10 protein-coding genes are annotated in these 12,672 nt (G+C 56.7%); 2 read left to right on the forward strand and 8 right to left on the reverse strand.

The genetic code is table 11. The features are described 5' to 3' along the window. Positions 1-11 precede the first annotated feature (11 nt). From ELY25_RS12795 to ELY25_RS12830, 8 genes are all read right to left on the reverse strand, one after another. The gene (locus ELY25_RS12795) at positions 12-1,052 is read right to left on the reverse strand and encodes a porin (protein WP_126951661.1); all 1,041 of its coding nucleotides are present in this window, start codon (positions 1,050-1,052) and stop codon (positions 12-14) included. 109 nt (positions 1,053-1,161) lie between these two features. Further along, on the reverse strand, positions 1,162-2,568 hold the full coding sequence (locus tag ELY25_RS12800) for a histidine-type phosphatase (protein WP_126951662.1): 1,407 nt from the start codon (positions 2,566-2,568) through the stop codon (positions 1,162-1,164). Positions 2,569-2,689: 121 nt separating this feature from the next. After that, complete coding sequence (locus ELY25_RS12805) at positions 2,690-3,691, reverse strand: LacI family DNA-binding transcriptional regulator (protein ID WP_126951663.1); 1,002 nt, start codon at positions 3,689-3,691, stop codon at positions 2,690-2,692. Beyond that, positions 3,666-4,286: a dual specificity protein phosphatase family protein gene (locus tag ELY25_RS12810; protein WP_126951664.1), complete on the reverse strand. Its 621-nt coding sequence runs from the start codon at positions 4,284-4,286 to the stop codon at positions 3,666-3,668. Before ELY25_RS12810 ends, ELY25_RS12805 begins: the two co-directional genes overlap by 26 nt. Further along, on the reverse strand, positions 4,283-5,092 hold the full coding sequence (locus tag ELY25_RS12815) for an inositol monophosphatase family protein (RefSeq protein ID WP_126951665.1): 810 nt from the start codon (positions 5,090-5,092) through the stop codon (positions 4,283-4,285). The genes ELY25_RS12810 and ELY25_RS12815 overlap by 4 nt, the downstream gene beginning before the upstream one ends. Positions 5,093-5,159: 67 nt before the next feature. Beyond that, positions 5,160-6,263 (reverse strand): ABC transporter substrate-binding protein, encoded by a 1,104-nt coding sequence (locus tag ELY25_RS12820; protein WP_126951666.1) that lies wholly within the window; start codon positions 6,261-6,263, stop codon positions 5,160-5,162. Between the two features lie 11 nt (positions 6,264-6,274). Next, positions 6,275-7,387 (reverse strand): ABC transporter ATP-binding protein, encoded by a 1,113-nt coding sequence (locus tag ELY25_RS12825; protein WP_126951667.1) that lies wholly within the window; start codon positions 7,385-7,387, stop codon positions 6,275-6,277. 2 nt (positions 7,388-7,389) lie between these two features. Beyond that, positions 7,390-9,195, reverse strand: coding sequence for an ABC transporter permease (locus tag ELY25_RS12830; protein ID WP_126951668.1), 1,806 nt, complete (start codon positions 9,193-9,195; stop codon positions 7,390-7,392). A 324-nt stretch (positions 9,196-9,519) separates the two neighbouring features. On the opposite strand from ELY25_RS12830, the gene ELY25_RS12835 reads away from it, so the two are divergent. Both ELY25_RS12835 and ELY25_RS12840 read left to right on the forward strand, forming a co-directional pair. Then, positions 9,520-10,764 (forward strand): ABC1 kinase family protein, encoded by a 1,245-nt coding sequence (locus ELY25_RS12835; protein ID WP_126951669.1) that lies wholly within the window; start codon positions 9,520-9,522, stop codon positions 10,762-10,764. Between the two features lie 84 nt (positions 10,765-10,848). Beyond that, a complete protein-coding gene (locus tag ELY25_RS12840; protein ID WP_126951670.1) occupies positions 10,849-12,666 on the forward strand; it encodes an SEC-C domain-containing protein in 1,818 nt (605 codons plus the stop codon). Positions 12,667-12,672 lie beyond the last annotated feature (6 nt).

The following is a 12,672-nucleotide window of genomic DNA, read 5'->3' on the forward strand; positions in this document are numbered from 1 at the left end:
CACCCAGGCATTTAGAACTTGACCTCTATCCCCATGCCGTAAAGATCGTCGCGGCGCTGGCCGTCAAGGCGCACGCGGTCGACGTTGTACTCGGCGTATACCTTGGCCCGCGGCATCAGTTGATAGGATACCCCGAAGACGTATTCATCGACCCGAGTGCCCTGATCGGCCAGATCGTCTTCGCCTTTTTCATTGTTGTAACCCACCATGAAAAGCGCTCTGCCCAGTTCGTAGGCGGCGGCCAGTTCATAGAAGTGCGAGGAAAATTCCTGGTCGTCGGCGGCCGTCATGCTCTTGTAGCCGTTGATGGCGCCCACGTAGAACGGATCGAAGCGCCATCCCACGCCGAGCCCCCAGCTGGTCATGTCGCCCAGCGTATCGGTGCTGCCTTGAAAGCTCTGACGCTCGTAGGCGCCCACGAAATCGATCTCCGACTCGGTGGTGTAGCGCGCCGAGAAGCTGTATTGGTAGTCGCGGTCACCTGCGCTGGTTTCCCGCGGGCGGCGCTCATCTTCGAAGACGTAGCTGGCGCGTAGATCCCAGTTGCCAATATCGTAGCCGATGGTCAGCTGGTCGTCCTTCTTGCTGTCGAAGGGCTTGATGCCATTGATCTTGTTGTCGTTGGCGGAGGAGCCAAACAGCTCGAAGATATCGGTGACATCGACCAGCTGACTCGTCGAACTCTTGGTCCGGCCGATAGCCATTTCCAACTGGTCAAGGTAGCGAAACCCCAGCCAGGCGTAGCGCACGTCGAGGCTGTCGGTCTTGGCATCGTTTTCATCTTCGGCATTGAGCTGCCACTCAAGTTTACCCAGCAGGTCGATTTCATCGGTAAAATGGTAGCGAAACTGGGTACCCAGACGTGCTTTGCCGTCACCGCCAAAGTTGAGGCGTTGTGTCGGGCTCTGCTTGTCGTATTTAAACGCGCCCGCTTCATACTGAATCTTGCCGGTCAGGTCTATCCGCACTTCCTCGTTTTTAAACACGGCGGCGGCTTGTGCCGTTTGAAAAGCGGCCATGGAAAGCGCGGTAACAAGCATCAATTTCTTCATTTTTTCGATCCTCAAAATAAGTTCAGGCAGTAGCTGGCCGCTCCTTTAATCGAAGGATTAAAAGAGGGCGTGTTTTCAATGTGTTAAAAGAGTGAAGGGCGTTTACGACCTAGAAATCGTTTTCAAGCGCCTCGATGTCTTGTTCGAGGGTGTTGCTTAACGCAATACCGCTCTCGTTGACCTTGTCGGTGTAGTACGCCTTGACGCTTTCCCAGTCGTAGTAGGGGTATTGCTCGGTCGGGAGAGGAAACGCTATCTCGCGTTCGTTATGCAGCATCTTGACCAGCGTATCGTCGCCGTTGCTGTAGAGAATCCACTGAATGTTGGCGGCCATTGCCGTGATGTCCTTGCCGTTCCAGGTGGCGCTGACCTGGGCGGGGTCGTCCTGGCTCTCATCGGCGCCTTCGATCTCCAGATACGCGGCGAGAGGCATGAGCAATTCCGCATGGCTGAAGTTGAAGATGCCGCTTACGCCATCCTCCTCGAGCGCTTCGTCGGTCGAGATGATCAGTTCCTTGACCATGGGGGCGGCGATTTCCCGGGGCAGGTCGCTGCTCGTAAGCGAAGGGCCCTTGGCGTAGAAGGTCTCCATCAGATCGAGGTCTTCGTACCAGGCCAGCTGCTCTTCGCTGAAGTAGCGGCCGAAATCGAACTCCCCCTCACGCACGATGTTGGGCGAGATGATATAGAGCTGGTAAAGATTGTTGGCAGCATCCGTGGGTGTGGCGAGAGCGACGCGCCCCTTGGCGTCTTCCAATGCCAGCTCGCCGCGCTCGAGCTCGGCGTAGAGTCCATCACCGATGAACTGGGTGACGATATCCCGAGCAAAGGTATCGGTTTTGTTGTGCTGGTCAAGGTAGGCATCAATGACCGCCTGCCACTCGCCGTCGCTCTTGTAGTCACCATAGCGGGTGGCCAGATCATAAGGGCGCAGGTACGGGTCGCCTCCCTTGGCGTACTGGCGGGCGTCGATGGGTGGCGTCGCCTCGCCCAGCGCACTTTGTAAGCCGCTAAGGAAATGGTCGCGGCTTTGGGGTGTGCGGTCCTTATAGGTAGCGTGGGCGATGATCGGCCGGCCGTCCTCGAAGACCTCGGGAAAACGCTCGACCAGTCGTTCGCCGATAGCGTGAAGCTCTTCGCCACCGAGTATTGAAAGCTCGCCGTAGACGTCTTCCTGAATCGCGATCAGCTGCGCTATTTCCTGCTTCAGGGTGTGGCCGGCTTCGGTGAGCTGACCGCGCGACTCGGCGATGCTCAGTAGCTCGAAAAGCGTCTTGTCGTACTTGGCGCTGGAAAGGTGTCGCGAGCCGTGCCGGCCCACGTACTGGACCAGTACAGGGCGATACCCCAGCGGGGCGGGCGTGAACTGGGTGGGGACGTAGCGATAGGGTGTTTTCGTACTGTAGTGCGTATCGTCTGGCGCTACGGCATCGGTGGCAAGGGCCGGCGTGGCGGCTAACCAGCCGGCGGCGGCAAAAGCAGCAGCGCCAAGATAGCGGTTCGTTGTGGCTTGCATCGATGTTCTCCTTGATGTTTGGACCATATCGCGTTTAAAAGGCACAAAGAGGCCCCTTCGCCCGAAATTATGCGAATAAAATCAGTATGTTGCTGTATTAAGTACGTTGTCTGGTGACGTTTCAGCCCGGGCGAATGGTGCTCCGCCATACGGGCTGGGCAGGTAGCTGAATCGTCTGGCTGATATCACTTTCATCTGCCAGCTGTTTAGCGATGCAGGCAGCAATTTCCTCAACCGGGTGATGAAAGGTGGTCAGGTCATAGCTTTGCCAGCTGGCCTGCTCGATATTGTCGAAGCCCATCACGCACAGGTCTTGCGGAATATCGAGCTTGAACGTTTGACGGGCCGTATCTAGAAATCCGCATGCCAGCAGGTCGGTGGTACAGAGCACGGCGTCGGGCCGTTGCGAGCGGGCCAGTAACTGCCGGGCGGCTTCCTGTCCCGTGGCGTAGTGGGTAGGGCCTGCCCGCATGATAGTGATGGGCAGCCCCGCCTCATTGACTGCCTGGCTAAAGGCTTGCTCACGCGCGACGAGGCTTGGGGTGCAGGCAGTGGATGTCACTAGCCCAAAGGAGCGGCACCCCGCTCGATAAAACAGATCGAAGGCTTCCTGCATCGCCGCTTCATGATCAAGCGTGATATGCACCGGGCCCATAAACTCCTGGCCACGGTTGACCAGCACTACGCGAAGCCCGCTTTGAATACAGGTTTGAACCAGGGATTCAGCCGGAGTGCCAGACAGAACCACGATAGCGCTTGCCCGGTACTTCAGTGCCTGATGCAAGGCGCTTTCTACGGCTTCTGCTTCACCCGAAGTGTTAATCAGCATGACCGCACGGCCCAATGCCTGGATATGGCGGCTAACGGCCTCCAGAAGGCTGGATAAAAACGGCGATGACAGGTGATCACCCACCAAGCACACCGGGCGTGAGCTCTCCTGGGAGAGGCCACGGGCCAGGTGGTTGACGTGATAGTTAAGTTCTTTGGCAGCCGCGAGCACCTTTCGTCTCGTTTCCTCGGAAACGCTGGCGCCGTCGGTGAAGGTGCGCGACACGGCGGAACGCGATACCCCGGCTAAACGGGCTACTTCTTCTGCACTAGCAAACTTGCGTGAGCTGCTCATCAGGCGCCTCTTGCAACAGCTGTTTTATTTGTCTCGCCGCAATGCGGGCCGCTTCAAATAGCTCCGGTTTGGGCGTTTCAAACCACTCATCCGGGTGCAGCTGCCGTTCCTTGTGAACATGAGCAACCGCGCTTTCAAGCGTAGGGTAACGGTTAGGCAATTCCAGGTGTAAAAACAGGGATACCAGCGTGACCGAACGACTACGCCCTCCGCGACAGTGAACCAGCACGTTGCCTTTTTCACGAAGCGGGTAGGAAGGCTTATCAGGCATAATCTGATCCAGCGCCGCCCTTAAAATGAAATAGGCGGCCAGCATCTGTTCGTGTGGGTTGCCCGGGCCGTCGATCATGCCGATCTTGTAGTACCGAAACTTGCCCGGACCCTGAATCAACCCGTTGGGCGTAGGGGGAACACTCGTATCCACCAGATTGATATCCAGGTTGACGGCGCAGTTGATCACCGTCGTAATACCGTTTTCTTCAAGTAGCGCCGGGCTGCTGGCGGCCTGACTATCGCCAATATAAAGCGCCACGTTACGCCCCGGCAGGCACGGCTCAATGAGGCTCATTGGAGGGCGCGGATAGTGTTTTGTCATGCGATTTCAAGCTCTTCAAGTTGGCTGTAATGGGTAAGGGCATCCGCGATGTGCGGTGCCGCTGCGAGCACTGCGCCGCCCGTGTTCAGCGTACCGGAAAGTGAAAGATAGGGGCGTGTCACGCCGCCCGCTTCACGCACCAGTAAAAGTCCGGCCAGGCTGTCCCAGGGGTGCATATGATGTTCGAGATACCCGTCGATGCGGCCTTCGGCCACCCAGGCCAGGGCCAGCGCGCCGGATGCCCCGCGGCGAACGTTGGCGCCATGGGATAACAGCGCGGCCTGGGCATTCAGATAGGTCTGAAGCTCGGTTCGAGTGGACCAGCCCATTTCAATGGTAGCGGTGGTGAAGTCGTGGGTGGCGGCTACATGAATGGCCTCGGCGTTTTTATAGGCGCCCTTGCCGCGCTGTGTGAAATAAAGCTCATCAGTGCAAGGGTTGAAAATGGCGCCCAACTGGGTTTTACCGCGGTCGATAAACGCGATGCAGACACAGAAGTGGGGAATGCCTCTGGCGTAGTTGGCAGTGCCATCGATCGGGTCGACGACCCAGATGGCATTACCGTTCACCTGCCCGCCGCTTTCCTCACCCAGGAATGCATCGATGGGGAAGTGCTGCTGGATGGCGTCTTGAATCTCCTGCTCGATAAAGGTATCGGCCTCGGTCAGGAAGTCCTGGTGGCCCTTGAGCGTGTAAAGCCCCGGCTTGCGCGTTTCGAAAAGGTGGCGTGCTTTCAGGCCAGTGCGTTGAATCATGTCCTTCAAGAACTCAGCGCGGACTTCCAGCTCATGGGGCAGAATCGGCATATCTATCCTTATATAATGCAGCGTGAACGCAGGTGTTGTTGTTAACGGCTGTTGTTAGTAGCGATAGTTAACGCCGATAGTTCAGCATCCAAAGATCCTGCCAATCCTGGCGGTTTTCCCAGTCATCGATGGCCGTGCTGGGGGAATAGTCAAATAACTGGGCCTTGAGGGCGCCAATGCCGGAAGGCTCTGTCTCGGGCAGTGAAATATCTGAGCGGGTGGAAATTTTGCCATCCTGAGCTTGAGGCGCGATGCCTTCTTCGGTCAGCAGGTAATACAAGAAGAGCTTGGCAGCATTCGGGCTTTGGGTGCCACTGGCAATAAGGCCAATGGAGGGGTAGGTCCAGCCAAGCCAGGGGTCCAGGTCTTCGCAAATACCCAACTTCATCCCGTCAGCATTATCACGAAATTTGGCGGTGCTGGTTAAGCCGAGAAAACTGTCCTGCTGATCCGGGGAGGCAACGGCTTCGGCTGCATTGGAATCTGAATCGGTCAGCAGCGGTGCGTTAGCAGCAAGTGCTTTTACCCAGGCGGCGGTGGCACTCTCTTCGGTGTCGGGTAATGGGTGGCCGTATCGCGCCTCAAAGGCTGCCGCCATTGCTTCATCCCCATGCTGGGCCATCTGATTAAACCAGTCCACGTAGGAGGGTTTGCCCAGCGGGTCCTGCAGCGCCACCCGGCGCTCCCACTCGGGTTCGGTCAATTCCCAGATATTATCGATAGGGCAGTGATTGTGAAGCGCGGTATTGTAGGTCCAGACATTGGGTGCCATCACAATGGCTAATGGATCGCGGTAGCGCTCATCAACCATGGCGGCTAAATCGGCAGGGAACCAGTTAACCGCAAAGCCCGTGTCCAGCAGCTGGGCAACGGCCGCCGGTGCGTCTGCCAGAATAGCCACGTCCGTCTGAATATTATTGGCTTGCGCTTCGCGGATGATTCTTTCCAGGGTATGGGGCGCTTTTGATTTAACCCCTTCGGCCTGAACGCCATATCTGGCGGAAAAGTTAGCCGCCTGCTCCACAATCTTACCGGTTGAGTCGTACACCGTAATGGCCGGCTCCTGCCGGGCGGCAGCAATTAAATCATCAAGCGCGGTTGATTCGCTGGCCCATGCCAATGGGGTTGAGGCTAGGCTAATGGCAACGGTGATTTTTGATAAAAGACGCATAACAAACCCTTTTAAACGGCGTGCATATAAGTGGTGGTAGAGACGTTGTTACGGATTATTCGCGCCTGGCCATAACGGGTGTTTTCCAGACGATGGCCATCGGTATTAAATAAGTGCAAATGCTCAGGCTGTATCTGGCAAAAAGTGTGCTCGCCCGCTTGTACCTGCGGTCTGATCTGTGTAGAAAGCTGCAAACACTGGCCTTCCGTTTCAAGATCCAGGACCCAGCTGCCACCTGTCGGCATGATGCCTTGCACTTTGGCGGGCAAAGCGTAGGGTGTGGCCGCTTGTGTGAGGTGAATGTCTTCAGGCCGGATGCCCAGCATATGTGTATCAGGCTGGCTATTGAGACGGCTTCCCAGCGTAGAGTCAGCGGCAATCTGGTTGATCGGCGGGTTGCCAATAAACTCGGCGACAAAGCGGTTAGCGGGGCGGGCATAGATATCGTCCGGGCTGCCTACCTGCTGCAACTGCCCTTCGCTCATGACGGCAATTGTGGTGGCCAGTGTCATGGCTTCCCACTGGTCGTGGGTAACGAACAGGATGGTGGTATCGAACGCCTGGTGAAGCCGCTTCAGCTCAGCGCGCATTTCCAGGCGCAGTGAAGCGTCTAAATTGGATAGCGGCTCATCCAGCAGCAGCACTTTGGGCTTTAAGACCATCATGCGGGCAAGTGCCACACGCTGCTGCTGCCCGCCTGATAGCTGAGAAGGGTAGCGCTTGGCATAGCTGGCAATGCCCAGTTTATCCATCACTTCGCCGGTCCGGGTGCGCCGTTCACGTTCAGGTAACTTGCGCAGACGCAATCCAAACTCGATGTTCTGCTCAACCGTCATGTGGGGCCACAGCGCGTAGCTTTGAAACACCAGCCCTAGCCCACGTTTTTCAGGAGACACAAAACAACCGTCTGCCGGTGAGTCCATTAGCTGATCGCCGATAAACAGGCGCCCCTGGCTAAGATGCTCAAGGCCCGCGATCATGCGCAGCATAGTGGTTTTGCCGCACCCCGAGGGGCCCAACAAACACATGAAATCACCACTTTTGATGTGCAGGTCAATATTTTGAACAGCGGTGGCCTGACGGCTGTACTGCTTGGAAATCGCGTCTAATGTGATGGTCGGCATAATTAGCTCTCCAGGCCTTGGGCAAGGCCCGTTTTGGTTAATTTTTGAGTCAGAATCGTGCCGCCCCAGGCGAGCATGGCGATCATGAGTACAACGGCGTTGGCGGCTTGTGTGTAGTTGTAATCAACCAGGCGCAGAGAGTAGGTAGTAAGTACTTCGGTAGCCGGCACCGCCAGAATGATGAACAGGCTTACGCCCTTGATGCCCGAGATAAACGGCAAGACGATACCCACTACCAGCGCGCCTTTCTGAATGGGCACAATGATGCTCCACATGCGCCGTAGCCACGAAGCGCCTGAAATCTGCGCCGCCTCTTCGGGCTCTTTACCCAGCTGCGTCATGGCCGAGATGCCTGCCCGTGACGCAAAGGGCATTTGGTCGGCAATTAGTGCGAGCATCAGAATCATCGACGTGCCATATAGCGCAGGAACAGGGCCACGCTGCACGGCAAAAAGAGAAAGCGTGGCGGCGGCAAAGGCAATTCCAGGCACCAGGTAGGGCATAAACGTGAGCTGGCGCAGCGAGCTTGCCAGCCACCGCCAGGGCGTACGCGTTACCACATAGCCCACTAGTAGGCCTAGCAAACCGGCGCACACAGACGCGGTACCCACAATACGCAGGCTGTTCCAGGTGGCGGACCAGAATTCAGGGGTCAGTAAGATGCCGTTTTTTAAGGCGATCGTATTGAGGTTGGTACCAATCCAGTAATCCAGGGTGAAGTTACTTAAATGAAAACGGCCCGGAATACGCATGATGGTTGAAAGAAAGAGCGTTAAAAGGGGGAGAACGACGCCAATGATAAACAGGGTCGCGGCTAATAAAGTGGCAGGAAGCCGCCAAATGCCGAGTGGGCGACGACGTTCCATGGCGCCTTTGCCGCCTAGGGTGACAAAGCGGCGCGCTTCGCGCATCAGGTAAAGATCAATCGTAAGCGTGATACAGCCCAGCACCATTATGGCCCCCGCCAGTACAGAAGCGACACCCGTCTGGCGCGATGAAATGGCTCTGAAAAGCGAGGTGGAAAGCGTGTCGTACTGCACTGGCAAGCCGAGGATATAGGGCACGGCAAACTCACCTAGCGCATCGGCCAGAATCAACACCATCGCTGACATCAGCGCAGGCCGCATCAGCGGTAAAATGATACGAAAGGCAACGGTTGAGCGGCTGGCGCCCAGAATGCGCGCCGAGTCTTCAAGCTGGGAATCCAGCCGGCGCAAGGCGTTACCGAACAGCAGTATGACGAGGGGAATATAGTGCAGCGCCAGAATAAAGATCATCGGCACTGGGCCATACGCCAGCCAATCGGGCGAGGAGTAGCCCATTGACTCCAGCCAGCCCGGTTGGCCACCCATCGAACGGTTCTTGAATAACGTGGTCCAGGCTAGCGCGAACGTCCACGTAGGGAGCATAAACGGCACTATCAGGGCGGTGGCAAACCAGCCTCGGCCCCACAGATTGGTGCGGCTTAAAAGCCACGCCATGATGCCACCCACCACCATGGCGATACACATTGCGCCGATGGCCACGCTAAGGGTGTTGAGTAATGGCTGCCAGAACAGCCGCTGGGAAATGGGGGAGGTAAACACGCGCTCAAGATAATAGAGCGTAAAGCTGCCCTGTTCTGCGCCAATGCGCGTTGAGTCGCCAAAGTTAACGTTAACCGCATCCATTAAAATGGAAATAACGGGCGCCAGAATCAGGTAGCTGAATGTGGTTAATAAGCCTAAGCCAAGTAACGTCGCTGGGTCTTTGAGACTGAGCTGTAGCCCCCTTTTATTGGGGAGTGCCGTAGTGATCCACCCAACCATTGTTTTTCCTCGTTAGCACTAGATAGCCGAAAGCTCGACTGGATTTCAGGGGTATTCTAGAGAGGAAAGATGACAGAACGTTGACATTTGCACATAAGTGCAAAATGAAATAATAATATTTTTATTATTTATATTAGTAACTTAATTTTAAAATCCATTTTTTAATGAAACTGTAACTAAGTTTTTTTGCACTTAATTACATTCGTTAATTTTTCCTTGCTTTAGTGCTATCAACATTATTGGCAAGCTAAGCCACTGTTACGAGCAATGAATAAGCAGGGAATAGGCTACTTTAAAGATCTATTCATTTTAAAAGGCAGCCATATGCGCGAACGCGGTAGAACTCGGAGGTTAATGGGCTTGGGCGCGCGTACGGGCGGTGCGATGCTTAAAACACGCCTTGGCGGCCAGGCCGACTGGCGCGCGCTGGGCGAGGCGCTGTTTGAAGGACTCTCCGAGCTGAAAGGCCCGGCCATGAAAATGGCGCAGATGATGTCCCAATGGGACGACCTGCTGCCGCCGGATTTAGCCGATGAGCTTGCTCGCCTGCAACGCCAGGCCGAACCCATGCCCTGGCCACGCATACGCGAAGCGCTGGAGTTGCAGTACGGTGATATTCATACGTACTTTACTAAGGTTGAAGAAACGCCATTTGCCAGCGCCTCTATGGGGCAAGTGCATAAAGCGGCGACCCGTGAAGGCGAAACAGTAGTACTGAAAGTTCAGTACCCGGGCCTGGCCGATGTGCTGGAAAGTGACCTAAAACAGTTACGGCGCATTATGAGCCTGGGCCGCTGGTTCAAAGTGCCTCAGGCGCGCCTGGATGCACTGTTTGAGGAACTGGCAGCGGGGCTTCGTGATGAATTGGATTATCAGGCCGAGGCAAACGCTCTGGCACGTTATCGAGAGCGCTATCAGAGTGATCCGCGACTCGTAATACCCGAGCCGCTGTTTGAGCTCTCAGGTAAGCATGTTCTGGCCATGTCTTATGTGCCCGGTACCCCGCTACGTGAGCTGGAAAGTGCTGAAGATGCACTACGCCAGCGGGTAGCCGCAACGCTTGCCGATTGGATTACCCAAGAGCTCTTCACCTTTGGAGAGCTACACGCCGATCCGCACGCGGGCAACTTTGCCGCTGATGAGCAGGGGCGTTTGATTATTTACGATTTTGGCGCCGTAATTCCGGTACCGGAAGGTCGGCTGAGCGCCATGATGCAGTTGCTGGATGCCACCTTGGCCCACGACCCAATGGCCATGGATGAGGCGATGGTCAATATGGGCGGGCGCCAGGGGCAGGGTGCGCCGCTTTCACTGTATCGTGAGGCGGCCGAGTGCATTGCCCCACTATTTGAGCCCGGCGAGCAGGATTTTAGCGATGTGCGAGTGCACCGCCGCCTTCGCGAACTCTCGCCCAAGGTATGGGCGGCAATGGATCGATTGCAGCCACCGGCCGATACGCTACTGCTTTCTCGGGCGCTTAACGGGCACTACTGGAACCTGGTGCGCTTGAAAGCGCGGCTGGATATGCATGAACGCGCCCAGCCCCTTTTAACCTGGGCACGAACGTAACAGATTGCCGCTGTGGGAGCGCCGCGCCGCGTGATAGACTATGGCGCTTTTAAAACGCGCTTTTCAAAGACAGTGGAGACGGCAATGCTAGCGGTATGGGTCGATCAGCTGCTGGGATTTGCCTCCGGGGCACTCTCGGCAATCAGGCAGCAAGAGCACTATCCAGATTTTATGACCTGGGTGCGCGCAGAAGGCGCCAAGTCGTTTAACGGTAATGTCGCCACCGCCCAGGCGCTGGCCCCTATTTTATGGTCACAAACACCCTTGGCGCGCCTGGATTTCGCCAGTGAGCCGCTGGCGACACCGGGGCGTAACGAACCCTGCTGGTGCGATTCTGGCCGCAAGTACAAGCAGTGCTGTTACAAAGTTGATTTCCCGACGGATATCCCTGAGCAGATGATGTGGATGCTGTCACTGCGTGAGTGGAAAGGCGCCACGCTAAAAGCTGCGTTGGACAGCCGTCAGGCGCCACCTCAGGCGCTGCTGGAAGCGGGCCTGATTGCCGCGGAAAGTGGGCAGACCGGGCGTGCCATGCAGATACTGGAATCGCTGTTTGACGGTAGCGACTGGTCGCGCCTGCCTGAGCAGGCCGAGCCTGCGTTTGAAATCCTGCTGGATATCTACCAGGAGCGCGGCTTTACCCGCAAGCGGGCTGATCTGCTGGATGACGTGATGGAGCGTGGGCCGCTCTTTTTACGCGGCGTAGCCCTTGAGCGGCTATGTTTGATGCACTTGGATAATGATGACCTGGACAGCGCGCGGGCCGCTTTTGTCAAAGCCCAGCAGGCGCTGCCTGATTCGCCGACGCTTGCCTATATAGAAGCCATGCTGCTGCTTCATGAAGGCCATGAAGAAGAAGCCAAAGAGCGTGCCAACTTCTGGTATCGGCGTCTGGTCCGCCAGGGCGACCTGGATCAAGAGCAGCTTGATTTTCTGGCAGCCCTTGCCGATAACCCCGGTGCGACCCTGGCCGACCAGCTGCTGAGTGCAGAGGAGGACCTGGCCACGCCGCTGGTGGCCTTGCAGGCATTGCTTGCCGCATTGCCTACTGCGCCAAAGCTCAATATCACCGTTGATTCTGAAAGTGGCCATCTGCTCTATGCCACCACTGCCCGTGAAGAAACGCTGTTTGCCGACTGGCATGAGCAGTTTCAAGTCATGGTCGACGAAGATGTGGCGTTGGGGTTTCGCGATGATCCGTGGGGCAATGCGGTTGAATGGATGTCCGCACTATGCGCAAACCCTGAGTGGTTGGATGCACCCCAAGTTGTTCAGGATCTAACTCTGGCGCTGACCAGCCGCTTTGGCAGCCTGCCGTGGATGGCGCCCAGCCTGCTGGAGCCCTTGGCGCTGCGACTTTCGCGCTGGTTGGAGCAGGCCCGAGCTGCAGGCGAGGGTAGCCTGTGCTGGGACGATGCCGATAATGCCATGCTGCTACGTACCGGCCTTGCACTGGTCGTGGGCATGGAGCGTGGTGCTCGCCAGCACTCCCGCGAGCTTGCCGAAGAGCTACTCGCCATTGACCAGGAAGACAGCCTGGGCCTTAAAGAGCTGGTGCTTGACCAGCTGTTACGTGACGACCGAAATCAGGAGGCGCTCGCGCTTGCTGATCAGCAAAATGATGATGGCTCGCTGGTATTGGGCCTGTTGATGGGGCGCACGCTGGCGCTTTATCGTCTGGGTCGGCAGGAAGACGCCGAAAAAGCACTGGCCGAGGTAATGGCCCATAGCCGTCACGCGCTGGAAATGATTTGTGCCGAGAATCCGCGTCCGGCCATGCCGCATGCCGATGGCCAGGTAGACCCGGGCTCGCGGGCTGAAGCGTGGCAATACCGTACGCTAATGCGTGATCAGTGGCGCACTACGTCGGGTGCGCTTGAATGGTTAAGCCAGCACCGCTAACGGTTT

The organism is Vreelandella populi (genome assembly GCF_003989825.1).
GTDB classification, from domain to species: domain Bacteria; phylum Pseudomonadota; class Gammaproteobacteria; order Pseudomonadales; family Halomonadaceae; genus Vreelandella; species Vreelandella populi.